General features: G+C 36.3%; 12 protein-coding genes. 4 read left to right on the forward strand and 8 right to left on the reverse strand.

What is annotated here, in order from left to right:
• Positions 1–97: 97 nt before the first annotated feature.
• Positions 98–2,341 (reverse strand): peptidase U32 family protein, encoded by a 2,244-nt coding sequence (locus tag GQR59_RS02670; protein ID WP_160060595.1) that lies wholly within the window; start codon positions 2,339–2,341, stop codon positions 98–100.
• Positions 2,342–2,621: 280 nt separating this feature from the next.
• On the opposite strand from GQR59_RS02670, the gene GQR59_RS02675 reads away from it, so the two are divergent.
• On the forward strand, positions 2,622–3,095 hold the full coding sequence (locus GQR59_RS02675; RefSeq protein WP_160060596.1) for a peroxiredoxin: 474 nt from the start codon (positions 2,622–2,624) through the stop codon (positions 3,093–3,095).
• Positions 3,096–3,411: 316 nt separating this feature from the next.
• Here the strand turns inward: GQR59_RS02675 and sfsA are convergent, their stop codons facing one another.
• Positions 3,412–4,107: a DNA/RNA nuclease SfsA gene (gene sfsA, locus GQR59_RS02680; RefSeq protein WP_160060597.1), complete on the reverse strand. Its 696-nt coding sequence runs from the start codon at positions 4,105–4,107 to the stop codon at positions 3,412–3,414.
• Positions 4,108–4,351: 244 nt separating this feature from the next.
• Here sfsA and GQR59_RS02685 point away from each other — a divergent pair, with 244 nt between their 5' ends.
• Together GQR59_RS02685 and GQR59_RS02690 are read left to right on the forward strand one after the other, a co-directional pair.
• Positions 4,352–4,549 (forward strand): hypothetical protein, encoded by a 198-nt coding sequence (locus GQR59_RS02685; protein WP_081695375.1) that lies wholly within the window; start codon positions 4,352–4,354, stop codon positions 4,547–4,549.
• A gap of 277 nt (positions 4,550–4,826) precedes the next feature.
• Positions 4,827–6,455 carry an NAD(P)/FAD-dependent oxidoreductase gene (locus GQR59_RS02690; protein ID WP_160060598.1) on the forward strand — a complete coding sequence of 543 codons (1,629 nt, stop codon included), beginning with the start codon at positions 4,827–4,829 and terminating at the stop codon, positions 6,453–6,455.
• Between the two features lie 160 nt (positions 6,456–6,615).
• Here the strand turns inward: GQR59_RS02690 and GQR59_RS02695 are convergent, their stop codons facing one another.
• A complete protein-coding gene (locus tag GQR59_RS02695) occupies positions 6,616–7,158 on the reverse strand; it encodes a hypothetical protein (protein WP_160060599.1) in 543 nt (180 codons plus the stop codon).
• 419 nt (positions 7,159–7,577) lie between these two features.
• Between GQR59_RS02695 and GQR59_RS02700 the strand changes: the two genes are divergently transcribed.
• Positions 7,578–8,510: a D-2-hydroxyacid dehydrogenase gene (locus tag GQR59_RS02700; protein ID WP_160060600.1), complete on the forward strand. Its 933-nt coding sequence runs from the start codon at positions 7,578–7,580 to the stop codon at positions 8,508–8,510.
• A gap of 169 nt (positions 8,511–8,679) precedes the next feature.
• Here the strand turns inward: GQR59_RS02700 and GQR59_RS02705 are convergent, their stop codons facing one another.
• The 5 genes from GQR59_RS02705 to GQR59_RS02725 form a co-directional block, all read right to left on the reverse strand.
• On the reverse strand, positions 8,680–9,975 hold the full coding sequence (locus GQR59_RS02705) for an NCS2 family permease (RefSeq protein ID WP_160060601.1): 1,296 nt from the start codon (positions 9,973–9,975) through the stop codon (positions 8,680–8,682).
• A gap of 602 nt (positions 9,976–10,577) precedes the next feature.
• Complete coding sequence (locus tag GQR59_RS02710) at positions 10,578–12,302, reverse strand: hypothetical protein (protein ID WP_160060602.1); 1,725 nt, start codon at positions 12,300–12,302, stop codon at positions 10,578–10,580.
• Between the two features lie 385 nt (positions 12,303–12,687).
• Complete coding sequence (gene xni / locus GQR59_RS02715) at positions 12,688–13,473, reverse strand: flap endonuclease Xni (RefSeq protein WP_160060603.1); 786 nt, start codon at positions 13,471–13,473, stop codon at positions 12,688–12,690.
• A gap of 1 nt (position 13,474) precedes the next feature.
• Positions 13,475–14,827, reverse strand: coding sequence for a nucleotide 5'-monophosphate nucleosidase PpnN (gene ppnN, locus GQR59_RS02720; RefSeq protein ID WP_160060604.1), 1,353 nt, complete (start codon positions 14,825–14,827; stop codon positions 13,475–13,477).
• Between the two features lie 128 nt (positions 14,828–14,955).
• On the reverse strand, positions 14,956–16,419 hold the full coding sequence (locus tag GQR59_RS02725) for a GGDEF domain-containing protein (protein ID WP_160060605.1): 1,464 nt from the start codon (positions 16,417–16,419) through the stop codon (positions 14,956–14,958).
• Positions 16,420–16,481: the final 62 nt, after the last annotated feature.

Consider the following 16,481-nt stretch of genomic DNA (forward strand, 5'->3'; position numbering starts at 1 on the left):
TCAGATACCCCTCAACAGAAGCAAGTATGAAGTTAATCGACTTATTATCGATTAACTTCATTAGATTGTTTAGCACGCTGATATTATTAAGCTTGGCTTACAAACCTTGTTGATATTGCGCATTAGTCGAGACAGTTACCATGCCAGTCACCGTTGCTGCTGCTTGCTGGTCGCCCGCTAAGAAATCTTCAAAATGTTTGATCAGTTGCACTTTATCTTGTTTCTCTTTTGAGCCTGAACCAATATCAGTTAGGTCGATAAAGAACTCGTCAAATAAATGAGAGAAGTCTTTTACTGCATCAAAATTCAAGAACTGCTCGTGGTTGTAAATGCTTGGGTAACCACCTAACTGCTTATCAACGGCGAAAGAGATACCTTTAACGTTGGTAATCGTTGTCGCTTTTTGACATTTCAGCATACAACCATCTTCAATGCTTGGTTTGTTACAGCCAACGGTTTGTTGGAAGAAACACTGACGGCTAGTCATCATCAATATTGGGTGGTAAATGCTGTATAGCATTTTAAAGTTAGCAGGGCGTTTGATGTTTTTGATTTGGTTGCGGTTTATCTCGTTAGAAATAAACGCACCAGCACAATTAAGTTCTTCTTGCATGGTTAATAATGCGTAAGAGTTAGTGGTGTTTAAAAACGGGCCTGCAATCCATTCAATACCCATTTCAAAGGCTTTATAAGCGATACCCGTATTATTGGTTACGATGCGTTCTGGTTTTAGTTCTTCTAAAATACGCACGGCTTCAATGTAGTCTTTACCAATTAATACCGCAGGAAACCATGGAATAAAGCGTGGATTACGCGCTAAAATGTCACGTTGTTTGTTACAGCGTTTTTTAAAGCTTTCAGGTAGTTTGAAGTAGATATCTGCGTTCGTTACGTCACCTAAGTGTGCATCTTTTTCATCGCTAATTAATATTGATAACGTAGGCGTTTCATTTAATTTAGGGTGCGACGTTAACGGTGGAAGTGTTACCGCTGAAATCACGTCTTTCTCACCATTAAGGTAGTAAGCCACTTTGTTTTTAACGTCTGTTAATTCTTTAAATGGAATGGTTAAGCTGTCAGCCAGTTGTGAGAAATCAAACTCAGCAACGTTATAGCGGCTATTTTTAAAGCTTTTAAAGCGTTTAGCAATCGCGTCTGAGGTGACTGCTGATTGCTCTGAAGCAATCATTTTTGAGTTAGATTCTACAATAAAGGTTTTTTCATCAATCACGATAGTGACGGTGAACGGTTTATCCAACTGCCCTGAGAAGCTTAATGATAAATCGCTTTTATCGATATTCAAGGTGGCGACTTTAGCGGCCACTTCATCAACAATTTTATTTTTATCGTCACGTAAGTCTTGTTGTACTTCTTGAATTTGTACGACTGAAATTGCATTATTTTTTTCATTGGCATGCGTAAAGCTGTTATCGCGTGGATTGTCGATAAACATGTCTTTAGTTAAATTGCCTTTCAAAAATGAGTTAGTGAAATCACGGTTAAATACTTTATATAAAGCAGAGTCATCGGCTAAGAGTTTACCGGTATCAACAAACGTATTGATTTGTTGGCGCCAGCTATCGACGACGGTATGCACGTATTGTGCGCCTTTAATACGACCTTCAATTTTTAATGAGTCAACGCCTGCTTCTACTAAATCAGGTAAATCAAACCACGCGGAGTTATCTTTTAAATTAAGCGGGAATTTATTGCCTGCTGCAGTGACTTCATATTCATCACGACAAGCTTGGCTACAGCGACCACGGTTACCTGAGTTACCAACACTTACTGAGCTTGAGTAACATTGGCCTGAAAATGCGATACATAATGCACCGTGTACAAACACTTCGGTTAATACTTCGTTATCGTGTGCTAATGCAGTGAGGATCTTGATCTCAGTGAGGTTCAATTCGCGTGATAAATTAGCGCGTGTTGCCCCAATTTTAGCAAGGAATAAAATTTGCCCTTCATTGTGTGTAGTGAGCTGTGTTGATGCGTGAATATGTAAACTTGGGAAAAACTTTTTAACCAAGTTAAAAATGCCTAAGTCCTGAACAATGATGCCATCGATACCGGTGTTCACGAGTTGGTTTAATAGTTTAGTGAGCGTTGGAATTTCATGCTCTAAAATCACCACGTTTAGTGTGAGAAAAACCTCACATTCATATTCGTGTGCCAGCTTAATAATGCCGACTAAATCATCAAAGGAAAGATTAGCAGCACGGTTACGAGCATTAAAAATATCTAAACCACAATAAATGGCATTAGCGCCAGCAATTATCGCCGCTTTGATTGCGTCAACATCGCCACCTGGGGCTAATAATTCGATTTTTCTACTCATAACTTTTCACCATCTATTTGATTCATTTTTATTTTGAGGCGCGAGTTTACCCTTATCCTTGGCGTTTTACTATGCTATCTCTACTGTAGAATTAATAAGCGTTTATTTTAGTGATGATTTTATTGTTTGGAGCATAATAGCCTTTATTTTATTCTGTGTTTATTGAGTCACTTTAAGGATAAACTGTGACCTATAAAGGAACAATTTCATCGTCTGTTTAATGATTATTTAAATAGATATTCTCTACTCTAATATTGTTAACACAATTAAAGGATATAACATGATCGAATTAGGCCAAAAATTACCCGCTGCAACATTAAGCCAATTAACTGCTGATGGTATGGTTAAGCATGACGTGACAGAACTTTTTGCTGGAAAAAAAGTCGTCTTATTTGCTGTACCAGGTGCATTTACCCCCACTTGTTCTGAAGCGCATTTACCAGGTTATGTTGTCCTTGCCGATAAGTTACAAGCAAAAGGCGTTGATTTAATTGCTTGTGTTGCGGTTAATGATGCCTTTGTTATGAAAGCATGGGGTGAAGTACATAATGCCTCTGAATTGTTAATGTTAGGTGACGGTGATGCAAGCTTCACTAAAGCATTAGGATTATCAATGGACACTGAAGGTTTCGGTGGTATTCGTTCACAACGTTACGCAATGGTAATTGAAGACGGTACAGTGACGTTATTAAATGTTGAAGCTGCTGGTGAGTTTGAAGCAAGTACTGCTGAAACGGTATTGGCTGCGCTTTAATCGTTTAGTTAACGCTATGATTTTAACGATACTATTTTAACTATAGTATTTTAAGTCCAGTATCGGCTCTAAAAAAGTATCTAAAAACGGACGCTGAGCTTCCGTTTTTATTGTTTTTTATTTTTTTAAAAAAATAGAGGTAAAATAATCAGTTGGTAGGCAGGATTTTTCAGCTACTCCAATAGGTTTCCAGTCGTTGTTCTTTTAATTGTTTTCATAGCTGTTAATCACGTTGATAATTTACCTTTAAACGGTGAATAACATCACCCTTTATAGCATCACCCTTTATAACATTGCTCTAAAACATTAATCTAAATTAGATTAATGGATTAACAACATCGCTTAAATCTGGGAAATAACAAATCACTTCCACGCCAGCTTCTTTAGCTTGCTCAAACAAGTCTGCATATTTTTTATCAATAAAGTCTGCTGCTTGTACTCGTTCAATACCTGAATGTAACACTGCAAATAAAAGAATACTGCGATAACCTTGTTGTTTCATTTCAATTAATTCACGTAAATGCTTTTGCCCGCGTGTGGTTACTGCATCAGGAAAGTATCCATCTCCAATTTGATTGCGCTCGTCTAATAAGGTGCAGCTCTTCACTTCCACATAACAGTTCGCTTTATGGTCATCGGTTAATAAAAAGTCGATACGACTATTTTCTTCACCATATTTCACTTCAGCTTTACAGTGTTGGTAGTCGAGTAATTCTGGAATCTTTTTTTGTTCAATCGCTTCTGCAACCAATGCATTGGCCTTAGCGGTGTTCACACATATCCAATGGCCAGCTTGAGTGAGTGTAAATTCCCATGTGTATTGGTATTTACGTTTTTTATTATTAGAGGTGCTGTAAAAAACACTGTCTCCTGGTTCTGCACAGCCGGTCATTGCCCCTGTATTTGCACAATAAATGGTGGTTTCAGTGCCATCTTCAAGGATTACATCAGCTAAAAACCGTTTATAGCGTTTTATTAATATTGCTTTTTTTAGAGGAGTTTCAAATATCATTTTATATTTATACCTTTATGATTTAGCTGATTATTTTTAATCTATTAACGACTTATTTTTAATAGTTTACCAGCAATTACTTAACAATTTAGTCACATTTCAATTATTCTCTCTTTACTATTTAAATGATAGTGATTATCATTACATGGAGTAGGGAATGACGTGTGGCGAGTTTATTTAAAGCGACGATAAGATATTTTTTCATAAGGGAGTATTAAAGCACATGGAAATGGAGGAGTCAGATATGACGATTCAAATTGAAATAGACGAAGAAAAGTTAATGCACTTATTCGAGCTGGGCGTGTTATGCGCTTCTGATTTTCGTTGTTTAAATAGTGAGTCAAAGCAACAAGTCTCTAAGTTATGCCTTACTAGTTGTTCTAAACGTCTAAAAACAATTACCTGTAATATCCCTATTGCTATGTATAAACAAGCACACTAGCTCTTTGCATTTATTAATGATCTTAAGGGATCTTATTTAAATGTTAGATTGCTTGTTTTAACTTACGCCCTGTATAGAGGGCTTAATATAGATGTTGGTCTTTTTTATTACTGTTGTCAGATAAAAGCCGTTAAGCAAGTCGTTGTTTAAAGGTTTCCTCAAATTTCACTAAACGAATATGATTAAATCGCTATTTAATATGCTGGCTATTATTACATTTCCTAAACAGATCACGTAAACTACGCGCTTATTTTTTAAGCCACTTTTCAGGTGAATCATGATACGTCTCAACCAAGTTAAATTACCGCTCGACCACAATGAAGATGCGTTGCAGCAGTTTGTCTTAACAAAGCTAAATATTACAGCACAGCAATTGGTTAATATTCATGTATTTAAACGTGGTTATGATGCCCGTAAGAAGAATCACATTACGCTTATTTATACGCTCGATATCACGTTAATTGATGTTGACGAAGCACAATTGTTGAGTGATTTTGAAACAGATCAAAACGTACGTGTTTCTCCAGATACCGATTATAAATACGTTGCGACAGCGCCTGCCGGTTTAACTGAGCGTCCACTTGTTATTGGTATGGGTCCTTGTGGTTTATTCGTAGCGTTAATGTTGGCACAAATGGGCTTTAAGCCGATCGTATTAGAACGCGGAAAATCTGTTCATGAACGTGCAAAAGATACATTCCGTTTTTGGCGTACCAGTGAGTTAAATACTGAATCAAATGTACAGTTTGGTGAAGGTGGGGCGGGTACTTTCTCTGACGGTAAATTGTATAGTCAAGTTAAAGATCCTGGTTTCAAAGGCTTAAAGGTAAAACAAGAATTTGTTGCAGCGGGCGCACCTGCTGAAATTATCTATGTAAGTAAACCACATATTGGTACTTATAAGCTTGTGACCATGGTAGAAAAAATGCGTCGCCAAATCATCGAGTTGGGTGGTGAGATCCGCTTCGAAACACGTGTTGAAGAAATTAATATGGAAGAGGTTGACGGCCATAAACAAGTTACTGGTGTGACGTTAAACGGTGGCGAAGTGATTCACTCTCGTTATGTCACCGCAGCGATTGGTCATAGTGCCCGTGATACTTTCCAAATGTTACATGACAAAGGCGTACACATGGACGCACAGTCATTCTCTATTGGTTTCCGTATCGAGCATAAACAAGAGATGATTGACCAAGCTCGATTTGGTCTTAATGCAGGGCATCCCATTTTAGGCGCTGCCGATTACAAACTTGTACATCATTGTAAAAATGGCCGTAGTGTTTATAGTTTTTGTATGTGCCCTGGTGGCGTTGTTGTTGCAGCAACGTCTGAAGAACATGCTGTTGTAACGAATGGTATGAGCCAGTATTCACGTAGTGAGCGTAATGCGAATAGTGCGATTGTTGTTGGTATTTCACCTGAAGATTTTAATAACGACCCAATGCAAGGGGTTGCGCTGCAGCGTAAACTAGAACGCCATGCTTATATCATGGGTGGCAGCAATTACGATGCACCTGCTCAAATGGTGGGCGACTTTCTTGCTGCAGGTAGCGGTAAACCTTATGAGAATGTTGAACCATCTTATAAACCAAACGTAAAAATGACCGATTTAAGCGAAGCACTACCACAGTTTGCTATTGATGCCATTCGTGAAGCATTACCTGCTTTTGCTAAGAAAATTCGTGGTTTTGACAGTAAAGATGCGATGCTAACCGGTGTTGAAACACGGACTTCATCACCAATCCAAATTAAACGTGGTGATGATTTCCAAAGTATTAACACACAAGGTTTATACCCTGGTGGTGAAGGTGCTGGTTATGCTGGTGGTATTTTATCTGCGGGTATTGATGGTATTAAAATAGCTGAAGCAGTGGCGTTAAAAATGTTGGCTGATTTAGAAGCTTAATTTATTTACTTTTTATAAAAGACACTTAATAAATTAAAACTAAAAAAGGTAATCCTGCATTAAGCATGATTACCTTTTTTATTATTTAAGAATAATTAAAGCTAAACCTTCAGCCTTATGCTTTAGCTTTAATTTTAGACTTCAGTTTTAGATTTCAACGTTAAACTTCAAGAATGGGAATCGGACTCGTATTTTGTGATGCGGCAAAGTCGATCAGTTCTAGTAGCTTGTCTTGGATGATAACTAAATTTCTAGACTGTACCGCTTCTTCTAACGGTTCATTTAAAGACAGCCCATAACTACGGTATCCCGCTTTTGTTGGGATAGATAATGACATCGGAATACCCTGTGCCACACCTCCACCAATCAGTTCTATTGCACGATCTCTAATTAAAACAACCTTAGGATCTTGTATTGGCTGAAAAATAATGCCGTTTTCATCAGAACGTAACATGATGCCTGACAGATCTGGGCGCCAACTGTCATCTAATTGCCCCATAAAGCGCCATGCACAGTACCAGTCTTGGCAAACAGAAGGGCGTTGCTGATAAATTTTGCAACCGCCAGCTTCCATTAAATTTTCGCAAGCTTGGTTAGCTGGTTTCTTGAAATTTTTATCATCAATAAGCAGTTCAACACAACAGGCTGTACATTCGCCACACTCTCGATTTTTCACTAAATGTGATTCGTTATCTTCACTCATTCTTACTACTCATTTATTCAATGTTATTACTAATCATGTGATTACTGATTATGTTAGTGATGGTATTGACTATTGACCACGTTGTTTTGGCTTACCATGACTTATGTTAGCTTATCGTTGACATGATTTTAGAAAATATGCGCGAATAGTACAGCAATCGATGTGTTTATTCAGCGTCTGTTTTATTTGTAAGGATATAGCTAATAAATAAAGTCGATCTATAAACTTAAGCACTTAAGCACTTAAGTATTTAACTATGCGCTTATCTTTGGTTGATTTATTACTACTACGGTTAATTTTAATAATTTAATGCTCCTCTCTCTTCTGACCTTTTAATATTTACAATTTGTACTTCTACTTAAAAATCCTGTATATCTAAGACTCTCAATTTATTAGCTTTTTTGTATTAAGGAATAGAAATGAATATTGTTTTATTAGATGCATTAACGTTAGGTGATAGTGATTTATCTGTTTTTGATGGGGTAGGTGAGTTAACTGTTTATGAAACAACGAGTTCAGAAGAAACATCAGAAAGACTTGCAGGGCAAGAGATAGCGATCACTAATAAAGTGGTGATTACTGCTGAGCATATGGCGAATAATCCTGATTTAAAACTAATTTGTATTTCAGCAACAGGCACTAATAATGTTGATTTAGTGGCTGCTGAAAAAGCCGGCATAGAAGTGAAAAATGTATCTGGTTATTCCACTGAAAGTGTTAGCCAGTCTACTTTCTCTTTATTATTTCAGTTAATTCACCAAAGTCGTTATTACGATCAATATATTGCAGACAAACAATGGTGTGATAGTCCAATATTTACGCATATAGAACGTCCTTTTTATGAACTAAAAGGTAAGCGTTGGGGCATTATTGCAATGGGTACTATTGGACAACGTGTTGCTGAACTTGCTGCTGCATTTGGTTGTGATGTTTGTTATTACTCGACGTCAGGTAAAAATACACAACAAAGCATTTCACAAGTTAGCTTAGAAACGTTATTAAGTGAGTGTGATGTTATTTCTATTCATGCCCCATTTAATGCGCAAACTGAAAACCTGATTGGTGCCAATCAGCTAAAACAGTTAAAAGCGGGGGCTGTGATCATGAATTTAGGACGAGGTGGTATTATTGATGAAGTTGCGATGGCAGAGGCGTTAGAGACTCGAGATATCTATCACGCAACAGACGTTTTAGCCGTTGAACCTATGGCAGAAAATCATCCTTATTTATCATTAAAAGCATCACACCGTTTAGTCGTAACGCCTCATACCGCTTGGGCAAGTGTAGAAGCACGTGAATGTTTACTAGGTAAAGTCGTGGATAATATTAACAGTTTCGTCGATAACCAGTAGAACAGTGTTTGTAGAAGAACAATACAGATATTTTTTGCTATCTCATCGGTTCATTGAAAAGTAAGTAAAGAAAAGCCCCGCTTTATAGATATAAAGCGGGGCTTTTTAATGTCGATTGTTAATTGTTAATTATAGATTATGAATGCTCATCAATAATCTTAGTGTTCGCTTAACCAGGGAAGAAAATAAGTTTAGCTAGGAATAAAATAGCTAAGAACCAAACACTGAGACTTAAGTCTTTTGACTTGCCGCTTGCAACCTTAATCGCTGCGTAAGCGATAAAACCAATTGCGATACCGTTTGCGATTGAGAATGTTAATGGCATCATCAACGCAACAATCACTACTGGTGCAGATTCAGTAATATCATCCCAATCGATACTTTTTAGCCCACCGACCATTAATACCGCAACATATAACAGAGCACCTGCCGTAGCATAAGCGGGTACCATACCAGCCAATGGTGCAAAAAATAACGCTAATAAAAATAACACACCGACAACAACAGCAGTTAAACCAGTTCGACCACCTTCAGCAACACCAGATACGCTTTCGATGTAACTTGTTGTAGTAGAAGTACCTAACATTGAACCTGCAATCGATGCACCACTATCGGCTAATAAAGCACGGCTTAAGCGTGGTAAATTGCCGTCTTTATCTAATAGTTTTGCTTTATCTGCTACGGCAATTAATGTGCCTGACGTATCAAATAAATCGACGAACAAGAAGGCAAAAACAATACTAATCATGCCAACATTAAATGCACCAGCGATATCCATTTGCATGAAAGTAGGGGCAATACTTGGCGGCATAGACATAATACCAGTGTATTGAACGTCACCCATTAACAAGCCAATAATCGTCACACCTAAAATAGCGATCATTACACCGCCTTTAACACGGTAATGTGCTAATGCGATCGTAGCGATAAACGCTAAACAAGCTAATGCTGCTGGTAATGCGGTTAAATCACCTAAGCTCACTAATGTGGCTGGGTTAGCAACAACAATTCCTGCATTTTTAAGTGCGATAAGAGCAAGGAATAAACCGATACCTGCTGCAATACCTTTACGCATTGGTAATGGAATTGAATTGATTATCCACTCACGAATTTTAAATAAACTTAATAAAGTAAAGCAAACACCCGATAGGAATACCGCACCTAATGCTACTTCCCAAGTGTATCCCATGTGTAAAACAACTGTGTACGAGAAGAAGGCATTAAGCCCCATTCCAGGTGCTAATGCGACAGGGTAATTAGCGTAAAAACCCATGATAAAACAACCTAACGCGGCTGCTAAACATGTTGCTACAAATACGGCACCTGAGTCCATACCGGTTGCTGATAACATTGATGGGTTAACAAAAATGATATAAGCCATGGTTAAGAAAGTGGTAAAGCCAGCAACAATTTCTGTTTTTACATTGCTGTTGTTCGCGCTTAGTTTAAATAATTTTTCTAACATAATTTTTCCGTTACTAGCTGGTTTGAAGGCCTGATTCCTTGAAGCCTATGAGGTTAATAATACCGATTATATTAAATTTTTTATCTATATTTTGCGCAGAGAAAACAGTTCAATTCAAGGCGAAAATTGAGCCTTTCGAAGATTAACTTCGTTAATCGAGAATTAACCAAAAGATGTTAATACTTTAATGGCCGTTCCCTTTACGAAGTTTACAACGAGGAAGTGGGCTGTTTTAACCAGTAAAATAGATAAGCTATTTATTGTGATTGGTATAATAGAGTGTAAATTTATTAAGCGCGTAGAATAACTGATTTTAATGATCACTGTAATCATTAAATGAACAAGAGTAACTATACCAAAAGAATTAATAAAGTGATCATTCTTGCTGGTTAAAATCACCCCTAACTGCGTTGTGAATTTTGGAGTGAGAACAACTATCTCCTACAACTCACGCCTTATTAGTGTTAATTTTTCCTGCGCAATCTCTGATCACTTATTTAATTCTATTGGTATTAGAGGTAGAAATAAAATAGTGTTAGAAAGAAAAAACTGGCCGAAGCCAGTTTTAAATAATGGAAAAGGTATTATTAAAAATACAGACTCTACTTTTGCGGTGATTTATTGTTAACGGTTGAGTCAAAGCGTATGCCTTGGTCGTTAATCTCTAAAGTGATATTCATACGCGCATCATAATCCATTAAGAACATTGCCTCTTCTGGGATGATTTCACCTGCTAATTTCGCTGCATCTGAAATTGGCGTTAATATTTTCTTCGCATCAAAAGATAATTGATAAATACCATTAGCTGATAACTTCTCAAGTGCTAATTTTTCAGCTTCCTGTAAACCTTTGTTTCCATTATAAATAACTAAATGGTTACCTTTGATCGCTAATTTTGCATCTAGGTTTAACTCCGGTGGTGTAGGGAATAGCTTGTTTAACGAAACAGCTGGGCCATTATCGGTTAATTCAATTTGTTGTAATTGAGGAACAAACATTTTTAGTGAGTTAAAAGTAGCGACTGGATTATCAAGATGGATTGCTAGTAATGAATCAAAACTATCAAGTTGTGCTTGGTCATTATTTTCAGAAATACTGTAATCAAAGATTGCCGCACTGATCCCTTTAACGCCTGCCGCCATATTTGCACCCATACCTAACATTGCCAAAGACTGTCCACTGGCTTTAATTTGATATTGAATATCTGCAAGCGGAGCGCATTGAAAGCTTGGTGTTGTTAGATCGGATAAAATAGTGGTTAGAGAGTTAGATAGTTGACTAACATCTAATCCAATTGACGTTGCGATGACGTTATTTTCAAAGTTTTGAGTATAGTTTGGAATAAAACCGCGTAATGCTTTAAGGGCACCTAATATTGCTTGGTTTTTGCTTTCGATTATAGCTGAAAAGCCTAACGTTGATTCATCTTTACTGATATCTACTTGAGTATAACCGAAGGCAGTACGAGGCCAGTTTTGTGCAATGCTATTTAACTCATTTTTACAGACTTCTGTTTGTAGCATTTCAAATGGGTTTTGACCCTCTTCTTTACTAAGTTCAGTTAATTGTTTAGCAAGTTGGTTGCCATCTTTACTGGTTAAGCCCTTAATAATTTCAATATTATTAATGAAACCAACACTTGCATCTGAGAATTGGTGTTGTTCAATGATATCTGAAATAGTGGTTGTATCAGCTAAAGATTTACTTGGCTTTTCTAAACCGAGTGCCATTGCTAAAAGATCTTCAGATACAAAATCACCTTCGATAGTGATGGTTAATATGCCATTTGATTGTGCAACTAGTAGGTTGATTGATTTACCATTATTGTTTTCTGTCAGCGGATAAGTACGGTAAGTCACATCCTTAAGCTTGCCTTCTTTATGTATGAAACCTGTTTCTTGTTCATTTTTATCTAATAGATCCCAGATAGCTTGTGGATTTACAACTTCAAGTTTAAAAACAGGTAATAAACCTAAAGTATAAAAGTAACCTCGTACTTGATCTGCTAAACCAAAAGTTTTAACTAATAAGTCGGCATCTTTTAAACCATCTTGATAAGCTTTCATTAAATTAGCTAAGAAGTGCAATGATGGTGTTTCTTGATCATGTAAAGCTTCTATTTGAGCTTGATCTGACGGATCAATTAAATGTGGAGAAGAAGCAATGTAGTCTTTAATAGGAAATGGTGTTAATTGCCCTGTAAATAATGGAGTATCCGAAGGTACGTAGCTTAATACATTATTATCATCTGAGCTTTGTTGTTGTTGATATATGTAAGCAGAAGCACCAACGGCAACTACAGCGATAGGGATTAATAATTTTTTCACGGTTAAAACTCCATCATTCATTTATGAGTATGGTGACTAATTATTAGTCACTTTCACTTTATAAAAATATACTATCAATCCGAATAAATAGCGGATCTATTTTACTGGTTAACATAACTTACTTCGGTGATATAAGTTTAGTAAAGTGAGTAACTATTTACGGCAACCTATATCTTTAATTAAGCCATTTTCCCTTGGTGACATTAAGATCTTTTATAATCCAACTGATGTTAAATAACGCTATCGAGGAGCATATTAATGCATATAGTGCTAACTCATATCGCGTATTTCAGGGGGGTAAGTCTATTGGTCATCTAATTTGATATAATGTTCATTAAAATAACTCAATATTTGCACTTCTAGCCATTGCTTAAAGTCTAAAACATTATTTCTTTTGGTAACGTAAGTCTTTCAAATTAAAACCAAGTTTAATTTGTGTTTTTAATGACACTAATTGTTTTGATAATAAAGCATCATCATGATGTTGTTGTACTTTTAACAAGCGCTTATCAACTGATTCTGTTTGCGTGTAAGCTAACATGGTATCTAAACTTTGATATTGTTGTAACAATGCTAATGCGCCTTTATTACCCACACCTTCTACTCCTTTGATATGACTACTACTAATACCAGTGATCGCCCAATAATCAGTTAACTGATTAATTTTAAGCCCTAACTTATGCTCTACATAATAGCTGTCCATATGTAACGACTGAAAATAATCATAAATGCTGGTGTAAGCATTCAGCAGTTGGTAGAAGCCTTTATCCGTTGAGACAATAATACAACGTTGTTGTCTGTCTGTTATTTTGCAAGCAAGCGTTGCAATTAAGTCATCCGCTTCATCTTGTTCTGTGACTAAAGATTCGATACCCATTTCATAAAAAGCATCTTGGATGGTCGGTAAATATGCTTTTAATGCTGGGGGAATTGGTTTTCGACCTTGTTTATATTCAGGTAATAGTTGATGGCGCCAGCTTTCTTGGTGACTATCAAAAACACAAATAACATGAGTCGGTTGGTGTGCTCGCAACATTTTTTGTAACGCATTACAGGCGGTGTTGTTGGTAGCACTCAAGGCAAACTCTTGTTTAGCATTTTGCTTTTCTTGGACTGCATAGATACGACGAATTAAATTCATTGCATCTATGATTAATAAGGAAGCACTCATATTATGTTTTTATCTTATAACAAGGAGTGTAAACAGAGCCTGGTAGTTTCATGCGACCTTGTTCAATAAAGCTTTTTAATAGTTTATCAACGCGTAACATTAAATCTTTTTCACCTGTGAGTAAAAATGGGCCATTTTCTTCAATTGATTTGATGCCTTCATCCTTAACGTTACCCCCTACAATACCTGAAAATACACGTCGTAAGTTTGATGCTAATTGCTCTTTTGGTTGGTCGCGATGTAAAACTAAATTAGCCATATTTTCATGGTTAGGAATAAAAGGAACTTGGAAGTCTTCAGCAATCTTTAGTGTCCAGTTGAATGAGTAAGCATCACCGATCGCTTTTCGATACTCTTTAACACGATGCATTGATTTTTTAATCAGTTTCGCCACTAATGGAGCATCATCGATAATGATTTGATAATGCGCTTGTGCTTCTGTGCCTAAAGTATTAACAATAAAATCATCAATTGCTTTGAAATAATCTACGCTACTTGCTGGACCGGTTAATACAATAGGTAAGGGCTGACGTTTATTTTCAGGATGCATCATGATCCCTAAAATATATAACAGCTCTTCTGCTGTACCTGGACCACCAGGGAAGATAACAATACTATGGGTAAAACGAACAAAAGCTTCTAAACGTTTTTCGATATCAGGTAAAATAACCAGTTCATTCACTATCGGGTTAGGTGGTTCAGCCGCAATAATTCCGGGCTCTGTTAAACCAATATAACGACCGCTGCTAACACGCTGTTTTGCATGGCCAACTGCCGCACCTTTCATCGGGCCTTCCATTGCGCCAGGCCCACAGCCTGTACAGATATTGAGCTCTCTTAGACCTAATTGATTACCTACTTCTCGTGTGTAAGCAAATTCAATATCATTGATTGAATGACCACCCCAGCAAACAACAACACTAGGCCCAACACCCGCTTTTAATACATTGGCATTACGTAGGATTGAAAACACTAAACTGGTGGCTTGCTCGCTATTAAATTCTGATGAAGCAGCGGGTTGTAATTGTGTATTTACATACAATAGATCCCGCAATACAGAAAACAAGTGATCTTGCATGCCCCTAATGAGAGAACCATCTATATAAGCATCTTCAGGTGGGTTTAGCAGCTCTAAAATAACGCCACGTTCTTGATGAAGTACATTAATTTCAAAATCTTTATGTTTTTCTAGTATCTCTTTACTGCTATCCGTATGACTACCTGATTTTAATACGGCTAAAGAGCACTGTCTGAATAATTGATAAGTTTCGCAAGAGGCACTGTATTTAAGTTGATTTACTTCTAATTGAGAAAGTAGTGCCATACTACCAACGGGACTAATATGTGAAATCATAGCTTCTCCTTTTAACTGTCTGTTAAGACTAACTTAGTGAGGTTGATAAGCTATCTAAAAGCATTAATTTATTATAAATAATTGAAATAAAAATAAACTAAAGTGTTTTAATTATTCCTAATGAAAGCTTATTCATTATCTTTTGGTAAAAAGATAACTTTATCGCGACCTGTATTTTTAGCTTGATATAACGCTGTATCCGCACGTTCGAAAGCATCATCTGCGTCATCTGAAAGTAGAAATGTAGTAAAACCAATAGAGATGGTGATTGATAAATTTTCTTTTTTGAATTGAAAAGGGATTTTTTTAATACGATCACGTAACTTATTTAATGCCAACTCTGTTTGTGCTGGAGATATCTCTGGTAATAATAAAGCAAATTCTTCACCACCATAACGGGCAATATAATCGGCATTACGAATAGATTTTTGCAATGTTTGTGCAATTACATTAAGTACTTTATCACCAGCTAAATGGCCAAAGCTGTCGTTAATAGATTTAAAATTATCAATATCAATAACGGCAATATTAAGCGTATTTTTATAACGTTTAAAACGTGTCACTTCAATCTTTAAACGTTCGCTCCACGCTGCACGATTTGGGATTTTAGTTAAAAAATCAATATGTAATTGTTTGTTTTGTTGTTTAAGTGTTTTTTGATAACTTTGAGTTTCATTTTGTAATTCTTTAATTTGCCTAACCATTCCTTGAAATTTACAGCGGAATTTTTCTTCTTGTTGTTTTTCTTGTTCAGCCATCGCTTCCTGTACATCAGTAACATATTCTGAAATATGCTCACGTAAGGTTTCGATACTTTGTTCTTTTTCACTGGTTTCTTTTAATAATTCAGCATTATTTTTTATCGCAAGAAAGGCTTCTTTTTGCTTTTCAAAATCAGTTTCAGTTATCTTTAAGGTTTGTGCAAAGTTTAAATAAAATTGCGTTAGGCTGTCATTTAATGTGTATAAAAAGTGTCGTGAAGATCGTCGTTCCTCACGCGTGCTATCAATAATGATCGTAATAACTTCTAAGCAGTGATGAGGTAAACTAAAAGGGTCATTTTCATTACGTATTTTAAGACGAACCTGGTCAAGCTTTTTAACAAAAGCTTGACCTACATCTAACTCAAGAATGAGTAATTGCAATTCATCATTAATAAATTCAACGTCAGCTTTATTATCAATTTCAGGTTTTGTTACATTTTTGCTTAGCTCAATAACCGCTCGTTGATAAATTTTAATGAGCTCTTTTAATTCAGAATGATATTCAATAACAGTGTAAGGCTCAGGGCAGCTTTTCATCTCTTCAATTCTACTTTTAATAGAACCTGAAAGTGACTGTATCTGTTGCAGTTGAGCTTGAGATTGGCGAGAAACTAAATGACCTTCTAAAAGCTTATCATCTAAATTATTTGGAATGCTTTCAAGCTGTTGGGTATATTCATCAAAAAGTTCTATTTCAGCTGCAACAGTTGAAGTAGATTGCAATTTTTTTAAAAACTTCACTTGATACTTATCAATCGTTTTATTTTGACGATGACTTAGTTTCAATAATTGCTGCAATAATCGAACTATTGCGATAGATGATGCCATTAGTTGATTCCTTTTAATAATGTCTTATTAATTATCAATCAGTTAAGGAACAAGTACAAGCG

Source organism: Psychromonas sp. L1A2, from assembly GCF_009828855.1.
In the GTDB taxonomy this organism is placed as follows: domain Bacteria; phylum Pseudomonadota; class Gammaproteobacteria; order Enterobacterales; family Psychromonadaceae; genus Psychromonas.